This is a genomic window from Allomuricauda sp. MMSF_3307, from assembly GCF_030733585.1.
GTDB lineage: Bacteria > Bacteroidota > Bacteroidia > Flavobacteriales > Flavobacteriaceae > Flagellimonas.
Genome location: NZ_JASHIQ010000004.1, coordinates 299,360 through 320,850 on the forward strand (window position 1 = coordinate 299,360; position 21,491 = coordinate 320,850).

Here is a 21,491-nt window from a genome sequence, read left to right on the forward strand (position 1 = left end):
AACCAAAAACATGGTATGTCAAAGATATTAAAAGTTCAAAACCTCTCTAAAACATATAAAAGTGGGGATCATGACTTAAATGTACTCAATAATGTTTCTTTTGAGGTGGATAAGGGCCAAAGTTTTGCCATTGTAGGTCCTTCAGGTAGTGGAAAAACCACATTGTTGGGCCTTTGTGCCGGACTGGACACTACAGATCAGGGTGAGGTTTGGCTCTGCGGTTCCAATTTGTTCGATTTGGATGAAGACGGAAGGGCATTGTTAAGAAACCAAAATGTGGGATTTGTTTTTCAGGACTTTCAATTGCTACCCACCCTCACCGCTCTTGAGAACGTTGTTGTTCCTTTGGAACTGCGCGGGGCAAAAAAAGCCAAGGAACAGGGAAAGGAACTATTGGCCAAAGTGGGACTTCAGGAGAGGGAAGGTCATTATCCGTCACAATTATCCGGAGGGGAGCAGCAAAGGGTCGCCCTGGCACGTGCTTTCGCCAACCGCCCATCGATTTTGTTCGCCGATGAGCCTACTGGAAATCTTGATGACGACACAGGAACTCGGATAGAGGACCTGCTTTTCGAGCTTAACAAGGAGCAGGGTACAGCACTCGTAATTGTGACCCATGACTTGGAGTTGGCCAAAAAAACGGATAAAAGTATTCGCCTTAGATCGGGCAAAATCGAGGAAACCGTAGGGTAGTATGGGAAAGAACAACGCTGGATTTTCTTGGTTGCTCAAAATGGCCTGGCGCGATGGTCGGGCGAGCTATGGTAAACTTTTGTTATTTGTTTTCTCCATTACCTTGGGCGTGGCAGCCGTGGTAAGTGTGCATTCATTTAGCCGGGTACTGCGGGAGAACATTGCCCTACAATCGAAATCCCTTTTGGGGGCGGATTTTGTTATTGAAAGTGATAAGCCTGTCAATGATAAGGTGATGGGAATTATGGATTCCCTTGGAGGTGCCGATGCAAAGGAAATCAACTTCCTTTCCATGGCTGCTTTCCCTGCAAACAAGGGCACCAAACTCATGGAAGTTAGGGGTGTAGAAGGAGGTTTCCCTTTTTACGGGGATTTGGAGACCGAGCCATCTTCGGCAAGCGAGACTTTCAAAAACGGTGGTGCACTGGTGGATGCCACTACCATGCTACAACTCCAACTACAAGAAGGGGATAGTATCAAATTGGGGGCCGTGACCTTGCCTATCTCCGGTGCTTTGGAGAATGTGCCCGGTAGCACTTCGGTGTTTGGCGCCATTGCCCCGCCGGTCCTCATTCCTTATCGGTATATCGAAATGACCGGGTTGGTGCAGACCGGAAGCCGAATCGAATACAAGTATTATTTTGAGGCTGATGAAGGTCAGGATATGGCCTTGTTGAGCAAGGAGGTGGAACCTATCTTGGATTTGGAAGAAGCAGATTTGGATACGCATCTCTCCGAAGCGAGAAGATTGGGCAGACGGTATGAAAATTTCGCTAAATTCCTAAATCTTGTAGGGTTTATTGCGCTTTTGTTGGGCTGTGTGGGCATCGCCAGTGGAATGGGCATTTACGTCCGGATGAAAATAAGGTCCATTGCCGTGCTTAAGTGTTTGGGGGCTTCCAAACCACAGAGTTATTTGATATTTTTTGTCCAGATAGCCTGCATGGGCATCATTGGTGGTTTATTGGGAACTATATTGGGGTATCTCCTTCAACAGCTTTTTCCTGTACTCTTGGGTGACCTCTTGCCTGTGGATGTGGATATCACTTTCTCGATGCAAAGCATATTGCTGGGTCTTTTACTTGGGGTGGCCATGTCCGTTTTGTTTGCCCTTTACCCCCTTATGAAAACGCTCTACGTGTCACCATTGCAAGCGCTTCGGGTGGTACAGGAACCAAGGTCCAATTCCAAACGGGCCACTGCCGCCGTAGGCATGGGCATTTTACTCTTTATCTGTGGTTTTTCCTATTGGTTGCTGGGCGATTTGGTGAGGTCTTTACTCTTTGTGGCCGGCCTGCTGGTCGTTTTTTTGATTTTGACCGCTGTGGCCCGTTTTTTTATGGCCTTGTTAAAACGATTTTTCCCCTATTCATGGAGTTTTATGGCCCGTCAAAGCCTAAAGAATCTATTTCGTCCGCAAAATCAAACCTTGGTATTGGTCCTATCGATTGGGATAGGAACATTCTTGATCAGCACCCTTTATTTTACCAAGGATATGTTGTTGGAGAAAGCGGCCATTGAGGATAGTGCCAATAGTGCCAATATGATTCTAATGGACATTCAAAAGCAACAAGTGGAAGCCATTGCACAAACGGTGGAATCCGCAGGAATGCCGGTAATTGACAAGATTCCTATTGTCACCATGCGGGTGGAGACCTTGAACGGCCGACATGTGGAGGACATTCGAAAAGATTCCACCTCACAAGTGGGCAGGTGGATATTGAACCATGAATTCAGGGTGACCTATCGCGATAGTCTTATCGGCTCGGAAAGGATTATGGCAGGGGAATGGGTAAAACAAGCGGAATCCAATGCCGAAATCCCCATTTCCGTAAGCAGTGACTTTGCCAACATGGCAAAAGTAAACATTGGAGACCCGGTCGCTTTTAATGTACAGGGTCGGATTATGGAGACCACGGTGCAGAGCATACGCGAAGTGGATTGGAGTAGACTACAACCCAATTTTTCCGTTGTTTTTCCATCGGGAGTGCTCGAGAATGCCCCTCAATTTGGGGTCATGACGCTGCGAACATCGGATGATGAAAGTTCGGCAAGCCTCCAACAACAGTTGGTACGCGATTTTCCCAATGTTTCCATTTTAGACCTTAAACGGATTCTCGCCCTGCTGGAAGACATCTTGGGAAAGATCGGATGGATTATCAATTTTATGGCTTTCTTCAGCATTTTTGTAGGGGTTGCTGTATTGATGGGAGCTATTTATAGCAGTAAGCACCAAAGGGTAAAACAAGGAGCGTTGCTAAGGACTTTGGGTGCAAAAAGTGCACAAATTCTAAAAATGATCGCTATCGAGTATACCATTTTAGGTTTTTTGGGTGCCTTTATGGGAGTGGTTTTGGCAGTTTTGGCCAGCTCATTACTGGCATGGCTACTTTTTGAAACTGCTTTTGCACCTTCTGCGGTGCCGTTTTTCATAATTTTACCTGCGATAACACTCCTGGTTTTTACCTTGGGTGTGACCAATAGTATTGGGATTGTGAGAAATTCCCCATTGGCTGTACTGAAAAAGGAGAAAGAATAAAATTTACGGTATTGAGTTAGTAATCAACAGATGGTCTATGCTAAAAGCATAGCCTTGAAAACAAGTTGACCCTTTTCCTAACCCATTAGGCACTGTTTATATAACTAGTCTGACAGTAGACTACAATTCAATGCTATCAAAAAGGCCAAAACAATCTGTGCCAATATCCCATTAATGATTTTTAGCGAAACATGGATGAATTTTTTGTTTTGTAAAGAATCACTACAAATAATCCCTCAGGCTTTTTATTGGGACAAAAGCTGTTGTTCGAGGGGTGGCTTCTGTTGTTGACATATTTTTTTTTCAAAACTTGTTGAAATTCATTTACTTATAAAAGTACTTGGTTGCTTATAACTGCAGTACGTTAAAAAACGCTATGAAAAAGACTAGGATTTTGGGGAAATTTCCAAGGCAAGGTTATGTGCGAACTTTTTTCGTCCTATCACTCCTATCATTTTTGGGTCTTATCGCCACTCATTGTTCCCCAAGGTACTCCAATCTTGCCCCTCCTTTGGACGAATTTGAGGAATTCAGTGTAACGGGAAAGGATACCCTCCTCAACGAAAAATGGTGGGAAACCTTTCAAGATGAGCAATTGAATGCGCTGATCGATAGTGCAATGCAGTCCAATTTGAACTTGGCGGCCACGTGGCAACAGTTTGTGGCATCAAGGGCGGTCATACGCACACAAGCTTCCAATAAATGGCCGGCGATTGAAGCTTCGGCACAAACAGCCCGAACATTGCCCGAACCTGACTTCGTGGGTGGTGAAAATACCCAATTGGGTTTCTTGTCCAGTTACGAATTGGATGTGTGGGGAAGAATCGGAACGGCGGTCAATGCGGAAAAATTTAGATCGGAGGCCAGCTTTTTTGATTATCAGGCCATAGCCTTGTCCCTTTCCGCCGAAATAGCGACCACTTGGTACCAGTTGCTCGCCGCCAAGAAACAACTTCAAATTACCAAAGACCAGATCAAGACCAATGAGGCTATAATCAAATTGATTCGTTCACGTTTTGTGGGCGGACAGATTAGGGCCGTGGATATTTTAAGACAGGCCCAGCTCTTGGAAAGCACCAAGGAACAACAGATTATTTTTGAAACGAACGTCGCCCTTTTGGAGAATCAACTGGCAGTGCTGTTGGGCAAGCAGCCACAAGGTGTACTGCCTATGGAGGCAGCCAACTTACCCGAAATTCAGGAACTTCCAGACACCGGCCTACCATTGGATTTGGTGCGTCGCAGGCCCGATTTGCGACAATCCTTCGCACTGCTGTTGGCCGCCGATAGGGATATGGCGTCAGCGGTGCAAAGCAAATATCCACGGATTTCATTAAGTGGGCGGGGACAGTTTCGTTCCAATAATTTTGAAAACCTCTTCGACAATTGGGCCTATTCCTTAACTGGAAATATTTTAGCACCCCTTTTTTACGGAGGACGGCTAAAGGCCGAAGCAGATAGGGCCACAGCCATTAAACAACAACGATTGTATGAGTACGGGCAAGCTACACTAGTGGCTTTTAGGGAGGTGGAAGATGCCTTGGTACAGGATGTGAAACAAACCGAACGATTGGAAAATATCGCACGCCAATTGGAACTGGCCGAAAAAAGTAACAAACAGCTACGGGTCGAGTTCTTGAACGGTTTCAGTCCTTATTTGGATGTGCTTTTGGGACTGGACCAAGAACAACAATTGCGAAGGGATTATGTAGCGGCCCGATTGCAGCACGTACAAACCAGAATAGCGCTTCACCGTGCCCTAGCTGGGGGATTTGAAACGGGAAGGACCTTGGATGACGAAAACAGTAAACTAAACGAATTCTATGAGCAGTAAAAAACTGATTTTGATATGTTTGGCCATATTGGTCGGGGGAATCTTGATTACCGTACTCATTTTTTCCACCGAGCCTGAAGCACAAAGTGAAGGAGCCAGCATTGAAACTGCCATCTTGGTCGATATCGTGGAGGCGGAAAAAGGCACCTATGCGCCAACCATAGTAGCCACGGGTACGGTTCAGCCTGTGGAGGATGTTACCCTAAGCCCCTTGGTATCCGGCCAGATTATCCGCAGAGACCCGGCATTCACGCCAGGCGGATTTGTAAAAAAAGGCGAAGTTCTTCTACAAATAGACCCATCGGATTACCGAAATACTTTGGAACTTAGAAAAAGTGAGCTATTACAATCGGAAACCACCTTGGCCACCGAAATGGGGAGGCAGCAAATCGCTGAACAAGACCTACAGCTCATTACAAGGGACTCGCTATTTGGGAGTAATCCACTCTCGGAGGATGAAACCCAGTTGGTACTGCGCAAACCGCAATTAAATGCCGTAAAGGCTACTATCGAAGCTGCGAAAGCTTCGGTAAATCAAGCCCAATTGAATTTGGAAAGAACAACTATACGAGCACCCTTTGATGCCCATATCCTAAGTCAAAATGTGACCATAGGTTCGCAAGTGGCCCAGGGCGATGCTTTGGGAAGGATTGTAGGGACCGATAGTTACTGGGTTACGGCAACTGTACCCATTTCCAGACTGCAATGGCTTCGATTTCCGGAATCCACCAATGATAAAGGCTCAATGGTTCATATCGAAAACCCTACCGCTTGGCCAAAGGATGCGCATAGGGAGGGGTATTTGGATAGGCAAATAGGTGCTTTGGATGCACAAACCCGACTAGCTAGGGTTCTGGTCAGGGTAGATGACCCGTTGGCTACGTCTGAAGAACTTGAAGGTGCCCCAAAATTAATGATTGGAACCTTTGTGGAAGTGAACATTCAGGCAGATTCCATTCCCAATGTGGTGAGGCTCGACAGGGATTTGGTCCGAAGCAATCAAACCGCATGGGTGATGAAGAACAGTCTATTGGAGATACGCGAGTTGGATATCATCCTAACGGATAATCGCTACGCTTACGTGAGGTCAGGATTGGAGCAGGGAGATATGGTGGTAACCACCAATCTCAGCACGGTTTCCAATGGAATCGAACTTAGGACGAGGTCAGAAGAAAGCACTGCGGGCAGCAATGATTAAAGAATTGATGTGATGGAAGAAGAAAAGAAAAAGAATCGAAAGGTGCGCAAGGAAGGCGCCATTGGTTATATGGCAAGGAATTCCATTGCCACCAATCTCTTGATGTTGATACTCCTTGGTGGCGGTATTTTCACCATGTACACCATTCAAAAGGAGGTGTTTCCCGAATTTCAACTGGATTTTGTGGATGTATCCGTTGCCTACCCCGGGGCTTCTCCCGCAGAAGTGGAGCAAGGGGTGCTGCAACCGGTGGAAGAGGCGGTACGAAGTGTTCAGGGTATCAAGGAAATTGTTTCGGAAGCAAGTGAAGGCTCAGGGCAAATCAGTATTGAATTGGTTGCTGGTTCTGAACGCATGAAGGCTTTTCAGGATATTGATCAGGCCATCAACCGGATCCGTACCTTTCCAGATGATATTGAACGTCCAGAGGTTAGTCTGAGGTCTAGACAAAGGGATGTCATCCAAATAGGGCTTTACGGTGATGCGGATATTTGGACACTCCGAGTACTGGCCGAACGTTTACGTACTCTGCTGCTGAACGATCCTTCCATTACCCAGGTGGAACTCAATAATGTGCCCGATTATGAGACCCGGATAGAAATTACACGTAACAACCTCCAAAAATACAACCTTACCCTTGGCCAAGTGGCCGACATTATCCGTCAAAGTAGCAACGATGTTCCTGCCGGGGCCGTCCAGACCCAAAGTGGGGAAATTCTCCTGAGGATGAAGGAACGCAAACAATGGGCGGACGAATACGGAAATATCACTATAGTTTCGGCACCCTCTGGAGCCAAGGTAAGTTTAAATGACATTGCAACCATTACCGATGGATTCGAAGAAACCGGCTTTCATGGTCAATTTAACCAACAGAATTACGTAGAACTCCAAATTTTTAGGATTGGCGATCAATCCCCTCTGGAAATCGAGGATGCCGTTCTGGGCATTTTGGAAGATTATCAATTGCCACCGGGCATAAAGTACCGTACGGATAGCAACCGTGCCTCCGATTATCGGGAGCGATTATCCTTGCTCACCGAAAACGGGGTGCTGGCCATTATCATTGTTTTGCTGATTTTGACCCTTTTCTTGGAATACCGATTGGCTTTTTGGGTGATGATGGGCATGACAGTTTCCTTTATAGGTGGAATGATTTTCCTTCCCATGCTTGGAATAAGTGTCAATATGATATCCATGTTCGGCTTTTTGGTGGTTTTGGGAATTGTGGTGGATGATGCCATTGTAGTGGGAGAGAACGTTTATGAGTACCGTAAAAAAGGCTTAAGCCCAATGAAAGCGGCCATTGCTGGAACCAAAGACGTTTCCAAACCAGTGATTTTCAGTATCACCACAACCATAATAGCTTTTGTTCCCTTATTGTTCATGCCTGGAGAAACCGGGAAGTTTTGGCAACCACTACCTGTGGTCGTGATTGTAATTTTGGCCGTTTCATTACTGGAGGCACTCTTTATTTTACCTTCACACTTGGCCCACCTAAAAGAAGACACCAGTAAGAACAAATGGGTTCAAAAATTGGAAAAATGGCAAGGCTCGTTCGCTAACAGCTTCAACCAATTTATTGACAAACGTTATCGCCCTTTATTGGACAAATGCTTAAAGCATCGCTACATTACCCTATGCAGTGCCATAGCTTTATTATTGATTGTGGGAGGATATGGTTATAGCGGACACATGGGGATGATTTTAATGCCCGAGGTGGCTGCCGACGAAATTGAGGCAGGAGTCCGTTTACCAGTGGGCACAACGTCCGATCAAGCGGCAAAAGTGGCCCACGATATTTCCAATGCCACCCAGAGCATGTTCGAAGAGCACAATTTGTATGAAGTTGCCGAAGGCATCAAGACCAACGTTCGCGGACAAAATTTTATTGATGTGGAAATTGTGATGTTGCCCCCAGACCAAAGGGATATCAACGCAGGAGAGGTTATTGCACTTTGGCGTGACAATATTGGGGACATTGAAGGGGTAGATCAGATTACATTTGAAGCGGAAAGAGGTCCGGGAGGGGCAAGGCAAGCCATCAGTGTCGACCTCAGTCATTCGGATATCAATGTTCTGGAAAAGGCAAGTGAAGCCTTCGTGGAACGAATGGATGCTTTTGCCAACACCCGCGATGTTACCGATAATTACAACAAAGGAAAACTCCAATACGATTTTAAGCTTTTACCGCAAGGACGTAACCTGGGCCTTACCTCAAACGAGGTCGGAAGACAGGTTAGGGATGGCTTTTTTGGAGCCTTGGCCATGAGGCAACTTCGCGGAATGGACGAAATCGAAGTCCGTGTGAAACTGCCTATGGAAGAACGCAAGGATATCCGAAATTTGGAAAACTTTTTGGTCCGGACACAGGATGGGGTAGAAGTTCCCTTAATGGACGTGGTTGAGGTAGAGCAACGGGAAGCCTTCACCAGTATCAATCGTAGGGATGGCCGTAGGGTGGTGAATGTGGGAATGGATACCGAGCCCGCTAATGCCGTAGGGCGTGTAATCGCCAAGGTACAGGAAGAAACATTGCCCCAACTCAGGGCCGATTTCCCAGGAATTACATGGACCTTTGAAGGGAGCCAAGCTGACATGCGGGAAAGTACAAGTACGCTAAAGGCCGGGTTTGCCATTGCCATGTTGTTGATTTATGCCTTGTTGGCCATTGCCTTTAGTAGCTATGTGCAACCCTTGATCGTGATGACAGCCATTCCATTCGGGATTGTAGGGGCCGTTATCGGACACATTTTGTTGGGGTACGACCTTTCCTTGGTGAGTTTGATGGGGGTCATCGCCTTGTCGGGGGTTGTAGTAAACGATTCGTTGATTATGATTGATTACGCCAACAAGCGCCGTAAGGAAGGCGACCCAATTTATAAATCGATACATGAAGCGGGATTACGAAGGTTCCGACCCATCATTTTGACTACCATGACCACCTTCGGGGGACTGGCACCGATTATTTTGGAAACTTCCAGCCAAGCGTTTTACCTCATTCCCATGGCCATTTCCTTAGGCTTCGGGATTGTTTTTGCCACGGCCATCATCTTGGTCATTGTACCATGTCTCTATTTGGTTTTGGAAGATGCCCGTTTGGCGATTAAAAAAGGAAAGACCGTTGAAAAAGTGGATGTTTCGGAAACGGCTGTATCCTGATTTTTCATTTTCAAAAAATCTCTAATTGGAAATAAAAAGGTTACGTATTTTAGTGGTATGCCGACCAAGCAGTTTCATATCACCAAATCAACAGGGGAAAAGGTAGATTTTTCCATGGAGAAGCTGAAAAACTCATTACAGTTCAGCGGCGCATCCAATGATATGGTGGAAGAAATTGTACAAAAAGTACAGGATGAACTCTATCATGGCATTACCACAAGGGAAATCTACAACCGTGCTTTTTCCCTATTGAAGAAAAAAGAGTCGGTTTACGCCTCCAAATATAAACTGAAGAAAGCCATTTATGAACTTGGGCCCACGGGTTTTCCCTTTGAAAAATTCATCAGCGGGATTCTACATTATTCCGGTTTTGAAACCAAGGTTGGGGAAATCGTTCAGGGTACCTGCGTGTCCCACGAAATCGATGTTCTGGCCACAAAAAATAACATCCTGAATGTAATCGAGTGCAAATTCCATAGTGATGACGGGCTCAAATGCAATGTAAAGGTTCCGCTCTATATCAACTCCAGATATAATGACGTAAAGACACCCTTGGAAAGTAAAAGGGATAAAACATTTACCACAACCAAAGGTTGGGTGGTCACCAACACGCGTTTCAGTCAGGATGCTCTTGAATATGGCAAGTGTGCTGGACTGTATCTGTTGAGCTGGGACTATCCGCACGGTGATGGCCTTAAGGAACGGATAGATAGGCTTCGGCTGTATCCCATTACCGTTTCCACCTTACTTTCCAATCGAGAGAAACACTTTTTGTTGGAACGGGACATTGTCCTTTGTCGTGAATTGGTCAAAAATGGATTCTTACTGGATCACCTAGGTGTTTCCAACGGACGAAAGCAACGGATTCTGAAAGAAATGAAATCCTTGTGTAATCTCTAGCCAATCGATGAAAACGGTACAAGTACATTTTTTGGGCGCATCGGGAACCGTTACTGGTTCCAAATTTTATCTGTACTCAGAGGATATCAAGGTTTTGGTGGATTGTGGTCTGTTTCAAGGCGTAAAGGAACTGCGCCGGCAAAACTGGCAGCCCTTGCCCGTAGACCCCTCCGAAATGGATTATGTATTGTTAACTCACGGACATTTGGACCATTGCGGCTATTTGCCCCTTTTGGTTCGTCAAGGATTTAGGGGAAAGATACTGGGAACAGCACCTACTTTGGAAATTGCACGGATTATATTGGAGGACAGTGCCAAAATTCAAGAGGAGGAAGCCAAAAAGGCAAATGAAGAAGCCTACAGCAAGCACGACCCTGCGCTTCCCTTGTATGCCAAAACGGATGTTGGCCTCACCCTTAAACTTTTTGAACAGGTGGACGAAGGGGATACCATCGACCTGTCAGATCAATGTTCCGTTACCTTTTTGTACAACGGACATATTATTGGCTCTTGCTATTTGGAATTAAGCCTATACGGAAAGTTGTTCGTGTTCTCTGGAGATGTAGGACGGCAACAAGATTTATTGCTCAACCCGCCCAAAAAACCCGAATGGGCGGATTACTTGTTCGTGGAAAGCACTTATGGGGATAGACTGCACCCCGAAGAGGATGTGGAGGGCATACTATCGGATTTGATCGAACAGACGCTTTACCAAAAAGGAACCCTCATCATACCTTCCTTTGCCGTGGAACGACTGCAATCCCTCATGTACCAATTGTGGACATTGTACCGGAAAAACCGGATTCCCAACATTCCCATTTTTGTGGACAGTCCCATGGGAAACAATGTGTTGGACGTGTTCAGACAATTTCCGGGGTGGCATAAACTTTCGTCTTCGGAGTACCGAAATATGTATCGTCATATAAATGTGGTGAGCTCTTACGCGGAAACCTGGGAAACCATTGATGATCCAAGACCCAAAATAGTAATTGCGGGCAGCGGTATGGTCACTGGAGGTCGGGTGCTCACCTACATCAAACAATTGGCAGATAAGGAGTCCACCACTATTTTACTGGTTGGTTTCCAAGCAGAGGAAACACGGGGGAGAAAGCTATTGGAAGGAGCAACCGAACTAAAAATCTACGGAAAATACATTCCAATCAAAGCCAAGGTCCACCATTTGGAAAGCTTGTCGGCCCATGCGGACCAATCGGAACTGTTGGCGTGGATGGGTAGCATAAAAAACGTCCCAGAAAAGGTGTTTTTGGTCCATGGCGAAGCTTCGGCCATGACCATTTATAAGGATAGGATTCATCAAGCATACGGCTGGGACTGTCATATTCCGAAACTCCACGAAGTGGTTGAGATTATGCTTTAAAAGAAGCGTTACAGCTTCATGCCGTAGCTGAGATCACCTGCATCCCCAAGGCCAGGGACAATGTATCCCTTGCTGGTCAATCCCTCATCCACGGCAGCAATCCATAAATGGGTGTCCTCAGGAAAAACGTCCTGTACTTTGGCCAAGCCATCTTTGGATCCGATGACCGATATGATATGGATTTGTTTGGGCGTTCCATGGCTCTTTAAGGCATCGAGCACATTTTCCAAGGTCTTTCCCGTGGCCAACATGGGGTCGGTAAGTACCAATATTTTTCCATCCAAGGAAGGTGCAGCAAAATATTTTACAATCACTTCAAAGGCATCATCATTGTTCGGATGATGTCGATATGCGGAGATAAATGCGTTTTCGGCCCCATCAAAATAACTCAAAATGCCATGGTGCAAGGGCAGCCCGGCACGAAGAACGGAACAGAGCACCAATTGGTCCGAACACAAGAAAGAAGATTTGGTGCCCAGGGGTGTGGTCACCTCTTTTTGCGAATAATCTAGGCTCTTACTCAGTTCATAGGCCAAAATCTCACCAATGCGTTCAATATTGCGGCGAAATCGCATGGGGTCTTTTTGTATTGTAATGTCCCTGATTTCGGCGATGAAGGTATTGAGAATGGAATGGGCTTGGTCGAATTGGTGAATGATCATAGTACGGCAATTGAATCCACCTAAAGGTAAACCTTGTCCGTTACATATGAAAATGCGAGGGGAATGGATAGAGAACAGTGGGTTAACTGATAAAGATCATTGGCGAAAAAGTGAAATTTTGGCGAAATTTGATAGGAGGACTTAGAGCATCAAAAAGCTTGAATCTAATAGCGTACTATGGACTTTATTGATTATTACAAGGTTTTGGGAGTAGATAAAAAGGCATCTACCGAAGAGATTAAAAAAGCATACCGCAAACTGGCCCGAAAGTACCATCCGGACTTGAACCCTAATGATGTAGAGGCCGAAATGAACTTTAAAAGGGTGAACGAAGCCAATGAGGTACTATCAGACCCGGATAAGCGGAAAAAATATGATGAATACGGTAAGGACTGGCAGCATGCGGAGGAGTTTGAAAAAGCAAAACGTGCGAGGTCGCAGCAGGCGAACCAAGGGGATTATGGAGGATATACCTATAGTTCGGGCGGTTCGGCACAGGATTTTTCCGATTTTTTTGAATCCATGTTCGGGGGCAGGTCGGCCGGTTTTGGTGGCAGGGGACAACGCGTCCGATTTAGGGGAAAAGACTACAATGCAGAGCTGAAATTGTCCCTTATGGATGTGTACACGACGCAAAAGCAGACCCTTACCGTAAATGGCAAGAATATCCGCTTGACCATTCCAGCGGGAATAGAGGATGGCCAGACCATCAAAATAACAGGTCATGGAGGCCCAGGAGTAGAGGGCGGTCCTGCAGGTGACCTTTATATTACCTTTTCCATTGTCAACAACACCGATTTTAGGAGAGACGGAGCCAACCTTTACAAGACGGTGGAAATTCCTTTGACAAAAGCTGTTTTGGGCGGTGAAATCCAAGTGGAGACCCTAACGGGCAAGGTAAAATTGAAAGTAGCGCCCGGAACAGACAATGGTACCCAAGTCAAACTGAAAGGAAAGGGTTTTCCCAAGTATAAAAAGGAAGGGCAATTCGGTGACCTGTATTTGACCTATCAAGTAAAAGTCCCCAAAAATTTGACCGCAGAGCAAAAGGAGCTTTTTGAAGCATTGGAGAAAACCAACCTAAAATAAAAAGACATGAAAAAAGAAAACTACATATCCATAGAGACCTTTTGTGAGCTTCACGGGGTAGGGGAATCTTTTGTGTACTCCATGTATGAGTATGAGATTTTACAAGTAAAAGATAAACCCGACAAAAGAATGCTTCATGTGGAAGAGCTTCCCGTATTGGAAAAAATGGTGCGTTTGCACAACGAGCTGGATATCAATCCCGAAGGGATACAGGCCATACATCATCTTTTGGGGCAAGTGGAAAGTCTGCAAGAAGAAGTCGCTGCCCTGAAACGTAAATTGGATGCATTAAAATGATGGGGATGTCCGTATGACCGTCGTCATAGGAATATGAAAATTAGCAGATTACCTTTAAGGGAAGACAAAAAATGAAATATAATCCACATAACTATTGCATTAGTTATTGTGTTTCCAAAAGGTGATGCGATGAAAAAAATATTGGTACCCGTTGATTTTTCAGATTTTTCCAAATACGCCCTTGAGGTTGCTTCCAAATTGGCGAAGCAGCATGGGAGTGGCATTGTTTTGCTTCATATGATCGGTATGTCCGATTCCGTATTGGCCAATTCCGAACTCGCGGAAGAGGCGGAGGCTAAATATTTTTTGAAACTGGCCAAGGATAAGATAAAGGAGTTGACCGAGCAGAAATACCTTAAAGGTGTCGCTGTGAATGCCATTATCCAAAACTATAAGGATTTTGAGGAAGTGAATAAGGTGGCCCAGGAACAAGATTGTGACTTGATCGTTATGGGCTCACACGGCGCTAGTGGTATTCGGGAACTTTTTGTGGGCTCCAATACCGAAAAAGTGGTGCGCTCTTCCGACCTACCTGTTATGGTCATCAAGTCAAAACCGGAAGCGTTCCAGTTGCAACGCATAGTAATGGCTTCCGACCTTGATGTGGAGAACATTCCCGTCTACAAGAAAGCGGAACAATTTGCCGAAAGCAACGGAGCTTCTTTGGAAATGGTCTATGTGCACAGCGCTGGTGCCAATTTTATGGGCCGTGACGATGTGACGCAACGCTTGAAGGCCTTTAAGCAGGAATTGGGAAAGGACGTTAACATTAACTTTTACGACCATAATTCGGTGGAGAAGGGCATACTTCAATATTGTTTTGAAAAAAATGCTGATCTATTGGTCATTCCTACCCATGGTCGAAAAGGATTGGCCCGTTTCATCGTAGGCAGCTTGGCCGAAACGGTCTCCAATCATGCAAAAATTCCTGTGATGACCATAAGGATATGATCAATTGTCAAAAAGCAATTGCAATCGTCCCAAAAGAATGAGCTCCGATTTGTTGCTTCCGGCAAAGGCCGAAGCGATGGCCCGTGAGGTGGACATGGCCAAATCCTTGATCTCTTTGGTAAACAGGATTTTATGGTCTGTATAAAAGGCTTCAAATTCCTCGTATATCTCTTCACTGTCCTTGGTGTATTCCAATAGCCAGTCAAACACGGAAACAATCTGGAAGGCGGCATCCGTACCGTACTCATCCTCAGCGTCATCTACTTCCAACCAATGGTCGCGCACCACCTCATTGAGTTTTTCCATCTCTTTCATGTGAACACTGTGGTCCGCCATGGCAATGGAGTAGAACAATTTTCCTAAATTTTGATACAATTCGTTCTGTAGATTTTTATCAGATTCCAACATTTTCTTAATTTTTAGTCCAAGTTTAAATATACCGATCTATTCGGTAGGGAAGCATGACCAAAATCAGTATTTTTAGTCTAAGTTTTGGAAAAGTTCGAAGAAAGTAACGTATTGGGCATGTTTTCGGAGGTCATCTCCGAAGGCATCCTTATTGTCAATGCCCAGCAACAGATAACGGCCAGTAACAAGGCGGCCAACAAAATGTTCAACTATAATGAAGGCGAACTTCTGGGCCAGCCTCTGGACATCCTTATTCCCAAGCGCATCAAGCACAAACACGGGCAATTGGCCCATCGGTTTATGGGCGAGGGCAAAGCGAGGCAGATGGGAAAAGGACTGGATTTGGTGGGTATCCGTAAAGACGGGGAGGAATTTCCTTTGGAAATCAGCCTAAATCCTTTTAAGATGAAGGAACAGCACTATGTGCTGGCCTTGATCATGGATATCACCGAGAAAAAGAAAGCGGAGCAGACCATTGATTATTGGTTTCAGATTTTCGACGAGTCGCTGAACGAAATTTATGTTTTTGATGCTGAATCTTTCATTTTTATCAATGTAAACCAAGGGGCACAGCGCAATTTGGGCTATTCTATCCAAGAGCTTACCAACATGTCGGTAATGGATATCAAACCGGAAGTATCAGCAGAAGTAATGCAGCGGTTACTGTCTCCACTTATCGCAAAACGAAGGGAGAAGGTCATTTTTGAGTCCGTTCATCAGCGAAAGGACGGGACCCATTATCCTGTGGAGGTGCACTTGCAATTGTCCTATATTGAAAAGCGAAGGGTGGGTGTAGCCATAGTGTTGGATATCACCGAACGTAAAAACTATACCCAACAACTGGAAAACACCGTCGAGGAGCGTACGGAGCAATTGCGGGAAGCATTGAAGGCAGAAAAAAAGCTAAACGAGCTCAAGACAAAGTTCCTTTCCTTGGTCTCGCACGAGTTCAAGACACCCTTGTCCAGCATACTTACCTCTACCTCCCTATTGACCAAATATACCACCACGGAACAGCAGGACAAACGCGATAAGCATATCGCTACCATTAAGTCCAAGGTGCGGTACCTCGACAATATTTTGACCGATTTCTTGTCCATTGAGCGTTTGGATTCTGGCAAAGTAAATTACGCCTTGACTTCATTTCCGTTAAGCAAATTGATCAATGAGGTGGTTTACGATGCCAATACCCTGCTCAAGGAGGGTCAACGCATACAATATCCCCAGAATATCGATGGTATAGTTATCGAGTTTGATGAAAAAATCATGGGGTTGGCACTTTCCAATCTGGTCCATAATGCCATAAAATATTCTCCTGAGGACAGCGATATCGAGCTGAAGGTACACCAAGAACGGGAACAATTAAAAATTGATGTGGTGGACCAGGGTCTTGGGGTTCCAGAGGAGGACCAACCCTTTATATTTGATCGATATTTTAGGGCCACCAACGTGCTTACGGTACAGGGCACTGGTATCGGACTCAACACGGTCCGGCAACATATGCACAACCTCAATGCTAACGTAACGTTTAAGAGTGAAATTGGGCGAGGCTCGACCTTCACTCTTCACATACCAATAAATAACAAGGAAAATGAAAAAGATCTTACTGGTTGAAGATGACACCTCGCTACGCGAAAATGTGGCCGAACTGTTGGAATTGTCCGGTTTTGAAGTTTGTACGGCATCCAATGGGCTCATAGCTGTGGACATGGCCAAAAAGGAGGTTCCCGATTTGGTACTCTGTGATATTATGATGCCCGAACTGGATGGGTATGGCGTTCTTGAGGAACTGTCCTCCCATGAAAGTACACGGCAAATTCCGTTCATTTTTGTTTCCGCCAAAACAGAAAAACAGGATGTTCGCCGAGGAATGAACCTAGGTGCGGACGATTATTTGACCAAACCCTTTGAGGAAGAGGAGCTACTATCCGCCATCGAATGTCGATTGGAGAAGGCCAAACAGATGAACACCGTGCTCCAGGAACACCCTAAACAGGCAAAAGAAGACGAAATCCGTTCCCTGAACGAATTGAAGAATTTTTTTGATGACCACGGGGAATTGTTGTCCTATAAAAAGGACGAGACCATCTACAATAAAGGTGACCACTCCAATATGGTATATCTTATCCTGAAAGGGGTGGTGAAAAGTTGCAGTTTGGATGAAGAGGGTAAGGAATTGATCACCTCAATTTATTCGGCAGATGATTTTTTGGGCTTTACCTCCCTAACCGATCACCTGCCTTATCAAGAATACACAATAGCCATGGAAGATGTGGAACTTGCGGGAATTTCCAAGGAAAAAGTAAAGGGCATTTTGGAAGACAACAGGAGCGTGACCTTGGAATTGATGGATGTAATAACCGGAAACCTGACCGACATCAAAAAGCAATTGTTGCAAATGGCCTATAGTTCGGTGCGGAAGAAAACGGCCCAGACCCTTTTGCTCTTTTCCAAGGCCATTAACAGGGACAAGGACGGCGCCCTTAAAATTGCCCGTAGCGACTTAGCAGGTGTGGCCGGGATAGCCACGGAAAGCCTTATCCGCACACTTTCCGATTTTAAGAACGAAGGACTCATTGCCATAGAAAACCGCACCATTTCAGTAATCGACAGGGAGGCATTGGCACGTGTAAATTGAAAAAAATCGGTCATGATGGGGCGTAAGTGATATTTATCATTCCATTATTTTTTGTGAATGTCCATATTGCGCCATCAATTCATGACAGATGAAGAATATTCTGGTCCCAACCGATTTTTCGGAGAATTCCGTTCGGGCGCTAAAATATGCCCAAATGCTGTTCGATTCCGAAGAATGTAACTTTTATATCCTATATGTCGGTACCCTTCTGGACACGAAGAACGATGCTGAAACCATGCAGTATAGTGATGGGGATTCCGATAATACCAAAAGAAAACTTGCCGATTTGGTAAAAGATACCAGGGCACATAGTGCCGAGGCCAATCATTTCTTTTTTCCATTGCACGAGTACGGGTTTTTTATCCCAACGATCAAAAAACATTTGGACGAACAAAACATTGATTTAATCGTCATGGGTACCAAAGGGGCATCGGGTATCAAGGAAAAAGTGATCGGCACCAATACCGGGGATGTGATTACCAAGGTGCAGTGCAATACCCTTGTGGTTCCCGAGCAAGTTGAACTTTCCAAACCCCGCGAAATTGCCTTCCCAACCGATTTGAACATCTTCTACTCCTTAAAAATGCTTCGGCCCATGATTGAAATGGTGCAATTGGGCAAGTCAAAGTTTCGAATTATGCATGCACTGCAGGCAGGCGACCATCTGAATGAGGAACAAAAGAACAACAAGGAGTACCTTTTGGATTTTATGAAGGAAACCTTTCCAGAGAGCCACAGCTTTCATACCATAACCAACAAAAAGGTAAAGTCGGCCATTCAGTGTTTTGTGGAGAGCCGGGAAATCGACATGATGTTCATGGTGGCCAAGAACCTGAATTTTATCCAACAGATCCTGTTCGATTCCATTGTGGAGCAAATCAGTTTTCACACTAAGATTCCATTCTATGTAATCCACGAATAGTACATTGGAAAAAAATCATCCAATCTGATGTAAATCATAGATAATCAGCAACGGAACGGGTAGCTTTGATACTGTAGGAACCAAAAATCGAGAACCATGATCAAAGTACTTTTGCCCACTGATTTTTCGGAAAATGCTTTTCATGCCATTACCTATGCAGTAAAGCTATTGGAACACGCCACTTGTACCTTCTACTTGGTACATGCCTATACCCCTCCGGTGTATAGGGTAGACTATGCCTTGGGCAGTCCAGGACAATTGGGCCTGCCCGATGACGAAAGGAACAAGGCAGAGGAAGCCTTGGAACGGACCAAAAAGAAGATAAAGTCACTATTGCCCGTAGCCCGGCACAGCTTTGTTACCCATGCCGCCTTCAATTCCTTGGCGGAGGAACTGGAATCGGTTTCCCAAAAAGAGGATATCGATTTTATTGTGATGGGCACCCAAGGAGCCACCGGAGCCAAAGAAATTCTATTTGGTTCGAACACGGTACAAGTAATCCAGAAATCATCGGTTCCGGTATTGGCCGTTCCCTCTGAATTCGAATACCGTCCGCTCCAAAATATGTTGTTCCCTACCGATTACGAAGTAGAATTTAAAAGGGCCAATTTGGATACGGTACTCCAGATTTTGAAACTGTCCCGTGCCAAATTGCATGTTTTGCACGTAAGCTCGCCCGAAGGTCTTGATGAGAGCCAAATGGACAACAAGGGCTATCTGGAAGGTCGCCTTTTGGAACGGAACCATCAATTTTATGATATGCCCGACCAAGATTTGATTGCCGCCATCAACGACTTTCAGGATACGGTGTCTGTGGACATGTTGGCCATGGTCAGGAACAAGCATACGTTTTTGGAGCGCCTCTTTATAGCGCCTACCATCAGAAATATTGGTCTGCACAGCAAAGTGCCTTTTTTGGTATTACCGTTAAACCCTTAATCCGTTGCCATGTTACACATTTTAGCACCCACCGATTTTTCGAACAACTCCTATAATGCGATATATTATGCAGCCCGGTTGTTCGCCGATACCGATAGCGAATTTCATATCGTACACGTTTGCGGTACCGAGGGAAGTTCCGATTTGGAAAGCTCAAAATTGGAATCCACCAAAAACTTGGATGCCCTGCAGCACCGGCTCATTCGTGATGTGGGCAAAAACAACAAGCATTCGTGGAAAAAGGTTTCCTTGTGCTCCGATATGGCCAAAGGCATTGCTGATTATGCCAAGGAAAACGATATGGATCTTACGGTAATCGGCAACAAGGCCAAGGAAGAAGTAAAGGACATTCTTTTTGGGAACAATGCCATGCAATTGGTGCGGGAGATTGCCCATTGCCCAGTACTCATCATCCCCTTGGAAATTGATTTTAAAAGGGTCGATAAAATGGCCTTTGCATCAAATTATGTGAGGCCTATTCACGCAGAAAGCGTTAGTGCACTTCAGTTTTTTAGTGCGTTACTGGATAGTGTCATTGTTCCCATGAGTATAGAAGACGATAAAGGGAAAGACGCCTCAAAGCAAAATAGGGCGGATTTTTTGGAGGCCATTTCCGAGAGCGCATCCAAAGAGGTCAAACTCCCGGTGTTCGAGGGCAAGGTAAACACCATATTGGAATTTGTGGACCTATGGAGCATTGATATGCTTTGCATGGTGTACTATCCCCATCATTTCTTTTTGGAATTTATAGGAAAGGGAATCATCAAAGAGCTCAATACAAAATTGAAGATTCCGTTTTTGATCCTGCCCGACACGTCCAACTGACGAAAATCATAGGGCAGTTTTCTGACCTTGCTTATTTTATAATGGGTTAAAAGGGATGGAAAGCGAAGGAGCCATCCGAAAGAAAATGATAATTGAAAAATTGATGAAACTATGAAGCAAATAGGAATTTGGTTGGACAAGCAGGAAGCCAACGTTGTGGTATTGAACAATGGGAAGGAAAGTATGTTCACTATTCCTTCGGAATTGGATTTTTTCAACCCCAAAGGCGGGGCACGATCCAAGACCAAATGGGGCCCACAGGACGTGGTGCAGGACAGCAAGTATTTGGAAAGGGAAAAACATCAGTTAAAAAAGTATTTTGATACGCTTGCCAAAAAGGTTTCCGATGCCGATGAACTTGCCATTTTTGGCCCTGCCGAAACCCCTGATAAGTTTACGGATGCCTTAAGATCTAGACACTCGGCCCTAGCCAGCAAAATCAAATTGACGGAGACAGCCGATAGTATGACCGAAAACCAGTTTAAAGCATTGGTAAAACGCTCTTTTGGAATGGATGACCGATATCCCGAAGGCGATTAAGATTGCCCCGGAACATGATTTAGGTCATTTCATAGCTAGCTAGTTTGTACTACATTCAATCCAAATTTAATGTAACTGCCGTAACGATGAAGAGGGAGAGACAAATAGCGGTAATGCATGGAGAATTACAGACATGGAAATCCTATCTGCAGTTTATAGCGGATGAGATGGCTTTTATTCAAAGACTGCTCGATTCCTATGTATTTGAGCCACGGACTCCCAAATTGTTCGAACGTTTGGAAAACTTCAAACAACACTTCGATAGTTCCAAGGCCGAACGCTGTTCGTTATCGGAATTCATCAAAAATCATGAAAATGGACTGGGCGGCATCTTTGAATGCACGCAAGATGAGTGCGATGGCCATTACTACGAAAAGCACTTAAGCCTCAAGAATAGAGTGGACCGGTATATTGAGACTTACATCAATTTGAAAAAAGAGGTGTACGATTATGCTGGGGCCATACTCAAGAAAAAGAAGCCCTTGTACTGATGTGGCGTTGACCATATCGGAGAGTCAA

19 protein-coding genes are annotated in these 21,491 nt (G+C 45.1%); 17 read left to right on the forward strand and 2 right to left on the reverse strand.

Annotated features, from left to right (window positions below):
• Window positions 1-15 precede the first annotated feature (15 nt).
• The 7 genes from RBB12_RS12080 to RBB12_RS12110 all read left to right on the forward strand — a co-directional run bounded on the left by RBB12_RS12080 (window position 16) and on the right by RBB12_RS12110 (window position 11,701).
• Window positions 16-693 (forward strand): ABC transporter ATP-binding protein, encoded by a 678-nt coding sequence (locus tag RBB12_RS12080; RefSeq protein ID WP_306014234.1) that lies wholly within the window; start codon window positions 16-18, stop codon window positions 691-693.
• Between the two features lies 1 nt (window position 694).
• On the forward strand, window positions 695-3,232 hold the full coding sequence (locus RBB12_RS12085) for an ABC transporter permease (protein ID WP_306014235.1): 2,538 nt from the start codon (window positions 695-697) through the stop codon (window positions 3,230-3,232).
• 376 nt (window positions 3,233-3,608) lie between these two features.
• Window positions 3,609-5,066, forward strand: coding sequence for an efflux transporter outer membrane subunit (locus tag RBB12_RS12090; protein ID WP_306014236.1), 1,458 nt, complete (start codon window positions 3,609-3,611; stop codon window positions 5,064-5,066).
• Entirely contained in the window at window positions 5,056-6,264 is a 1,209-nt protein-coding gene (locus RBB12_RS12095; protein WP_306014237.1) for an efflux RND transporter periplasmic adaptor subunit, read from the forward strand. Before RBB12_RS12090 ends, RBB12_RS12095 begins: the two co-directional genes overlap by 11 nt.
• A 12-nt stretch (window positions 6,265-6,276) precedes the next feature.
• Window positions 6,277-9,423 carry an efflux RND transporter permease subunit gene (locus tag RBB12_RS12100; RefSeq protein ID WP_306014238.1) on the forward strand — a complete coding sequence of 1,049 codons (3,147 nt, stop codon included), beginning with the start codon at window positions 6,277-6,279 and terminating at the stop codon, window positions 9,421-9,423.
• Between the two features lie 57 nt (window positions 9,424-9,480).
• Window positions 9,481-10,323 (forward strand): ATP cone domain-containing protein, encoded by an 843-nt coding sequence (locus tag RBB12_RS12105; protein ID WP_306014240.1) that lies wholly within the window; start codon window positions 9,481-9,483, stop codon window positions 10,321-10,323.
• A 7-nt stretch (window positions 10,324-10,330) separates the two neighbouring features.
• Complete coding sequence (locus RBB12_RS12110) at window positions 10,331-11,701, forward strand: MBL fold metallo-hydrolase RNA specificity domain-containing protein (protein WP_306014241.1); 1,371 nt, start codon at window positions 10,331-10,333, stop codon at window positions 11,699-11,701.
• 8 nt (window positions 11,702-11,709) lie between these two features.
• Here the strand turns inward: RBB12_RS12110 and upp are convergent, their stop codons facing one another.
• Window positions 11,710-12,363 (reverse strand): uracil phosphoribosyltransferase, encoded by a 654-nt coding sequence (gene upp, locus RBB12_RS12115; RefSeq protein WP_306014242.1) that lies wholly within the window; start codon window positions 12,361-12,363, stop codon window positions 11,710-11,712.
• A gap of 177 nt (window positions 12,364-12,540) precedes the next feature.
• On the opposite strand from upp, the gene RBB12_RS12120 reads away from it, so the two are divergent.
• From RBB12_RS12120 to RBB12_RS12130, 3 genes are all read left to right on the forward strand, one after another.
• The gene (locus RBB12_RS12120) at window positions 12,541-13,452 is read left to right on the forward strand and encodes a J domain-containing protein (protein ID WP_306014243.1); all 912 of its coding nucleotides are present in this window, start codon (window positions 12,541-12,543) and stop codon (window positions 13,450-13,452) included.
• 6 nt (window positions 13,453-13,458) lie between these two features.
• Window positions 13,459-13,749, forward strand: coding sequence for a chaperone modulator CbpM (locus RBB12_RS12125; protein WP_306014244.1), 291 nt, complete (start codon window positions 13,459-13,461; stop codon window positions 13,747-13,749).
• Between the two features lie 129 nt (window positions 13,750-13,878).
• Window positions 13,879-14,700, forward strand: a complete 822-nt coding sequence (locus RBB12_RS12130) for a universal stress protein (RefSeq protein ID WP_306014245.1) — start codon at window positions 13,879-13,881, stop codon at window positions 14,698-14,700.
• On the opposite strand, the gene RBB12_RS12135 is transcribed toward RBB12_RS12130, so the two are convergent.
• Complete coding sequence (locus RBB12_RS12135) at window positions 14,701-15,108, reverse strand: hypothetical protein (protein WP_306014246.1); 408 nt, start codon at window positions 15,106-15,108, stop codon at window positions 14,701-14,703. It lies immediately after the preceding gene.
• Between the two features lie 84 nt (window positions 15,109-15,192).
• Between RBB12_RS12135 and RBB12_RS12140 the strand changes: the two genes are divergently transcribed.
• The 7 genes from RBB12_RS12140 to RBB12_RS12170 all read left to right on the forward strand — a co-directional run bounded on the left by RBB12_RS12140 (window position 15,193) and on the right by RBB12_RS12170 (window position 21,463).
• Entirely contained in the window at window positions 15,193-16,722 is a 1,530-nt protein-coding gene (locus tag RBB12_RS12140) for a PAS domain S-box protein (protein WP_313882845.1), read from the forward strand.
• Complete coding sequence (locus RBB12_RS12145) at window positions 16,700-17,746, forward strand: response regulator (RefSeq protein WP_306014247.1); 1,047 nt, start codon at window positions 16,700-16,702, stop codon at window positions 17,744-17,746. The genes RBB12_RS12140 and RBB12_RS12145 overlap by 23 nt, the downstream gene beginning before the upstream one ends.
• A gap of 88 nt (window positions 17,747-17,834) precedes the next feature.
• Window positions 17,835-18,668, forward strand: a complete 834-nt coding sequence (locus tag RBB12_RS12150; protein WP_306014248.1) for a universal stress protein — start codon at window positions 17,835-17,837, stop codon at window positions 18,666-18,668.
• 96 nt (window positions 18,669-18,764) lie between these two features.
• Window positions 18,765-19,607: a universal stress protein gene (locus RBB12_RS12155; RefSeq protein WP_306014249.1), complete on the forward strand. Its 843-nt coding sequence runs from the start codon at window positions 18,765-18,767 to the stop codon at window positions 19,605-19,607.
• 9 nt (window positions 19,608-19,616) lie between these two features.
• Window positions 19,617-20,432, forward strand: coding sequence for a universal stress protein (locus tag RBB12_RS12160; protein ID WP_306014251.1), 816 nt, complete (start codon window positions 19,617-19,619; stop codon window positions 20,430-20,432).
• Between the two features lie 111 nt (window positions 20,433-20,543).
• Complete coding sequence (locus tag RBB12_RS12165) at window positions 20,544-20,972, forward strand: hypothetical protein (protein WP_293285324.1); 429 nt, start codon at window positions 20,544-20,546, stop codon at window positions 20,970-20,972.
• Window positions 20,973-21,058: 86 nt separating this feature from the next.
• Window positions 21,059-21,463, forward strand: coding sequence for a hypothetical protein (locus RBB12_RS12170; RefSeq protein WP_179384722.1), 405 nt, complete (start codon window positions 21,059-21,061; stop codon window positions 21,461-21,463).
• The last annotated feature ends 28 nt before the right edge of the window (window positions 21,464-21,491 follow it).

Bases quoted from the DNA above. Each gene is read 5' to 3' on its own strand.
- RBB12_RS12080 (WP_306014234.1), top strand. From the start codon at position 16: ATGTCAAAGATATTAAAAGTTCAAAACCTCTCTAAAACATATAAAAGT.
- RBB12_RS12085 (WP_306014235.1), top strand. From the start codon at position 695: ATGGGAAAGAACAACGCTGGATTTTCTTGGTTGCTCAAAATGGCCTGG.
- RBB12_RS12090 (WP_306014236.1), top strand. From the start codon at position 3,609: ATGAAAAAGACTAGGATTTTGGGGAAATTTCCAAGGCAAGGTTATGTG.
- RBB12_RS12095 (WP_306014237.1), top strand. From the start codon at position 5,056: ATGAGCAGTAAAAAACTGATTTTGATATGTTTGGCCATATTGGTCGGG.
- RBB12_RS12100 (WP_306014238.1), top strand. From the start codon at position 6,277: ATGGAAGAAGAAAAGAAAAAGAATCGAAAGGTGCGCAAGGAAGGCGCC.
- RBB12_RS12105 (WP_306014240.1), top strand. From the start codon at position 9,481: ATGCCGACCAAGCAGTTTCATATCACCAAATCAACAGGGGAAAAGGTA.
- RBB12_RS12110 (WP_306014241.1), top strand. From the start codon at position 10,331: ATGAAAACGGTACAAGTACATTTTTTGGGCGCATCGGGAACCGTTACT.
- upp (WP_306014242.1), bottom strand. From the start codon at position 12,363: ATGATCATTCACCAATTCGACCAAGCCCATTCCATTCTCAATACCTTC.
- RBB12_RS12120 (WP_306014243.1), top strand. From the start codon at position 12,541: ATGGACTTTATTGATTATTACAAGGTTTTGGGAGTAGATAAAAAGGCA.
- RBB12_RS12125 (WP_306014244.1), top strand. From the start codon at position 13,459: ATGAAAAAAGAAAACTACATATCCATAGAGACCTTTTGTGAGCTTCAC.
- RBB12_RS12130 (WP_306014245.1), top strand. From the start codon at position 13,879: ATGAAAAAAATATTGGTACCCGTTGATTTTTCAGATTTTTCCAAATAC.
- RBB12_RS12135 (WP_306014246.1), bottom strand. From the start codon at position 15,108: ATGTTGGAATCTGATAAAAATCTACAGAACGAATTGTATCAAAATTTA.
- RBB12_RS12145 (WP_306014247.1), top strand. From the start codon at position 16,700: ATGAAAAAGATCTTACTGGTTGAAGATGACACCTCGCTACGCGAAAAT.
- RBB12_RS12150 (WP_306014248.1), top strand. From the start codon at position 17,835: ATGAAGAATATTCTGGTCCCAACCGATTTTTCGGAGAATTCCGTTCGG.
- RBB12_RS12155 (WP_306014249.1), top strand. From the start codon at position 18,765: ATGATCAAAGTACTTTTGCCCACTGATTTTTCGGAAAATGCTTTTCAT.
- RBB12_RS12160 (WP_306014251.1), top strand. From the start codon at position 19,617: ATGTTACACATTTTAGCACCCACCGATTTTTCGAACAACTCCTATAAT.
- RBB12_RS12165 (WP_293285324.1), top strand. From the start codon at position 20,544: ATGAAGCAAATAGGAATTTGGTTGGACAAGCAGGAAGCCAACGTTGTG.
- RBB12_RS12170 (WP_179384722.1), top strand. From the start codon at position 21,059: ATGAAGAGGGAGAGACAAATAGCGGTAATGCATGGAGAATTACAGACA.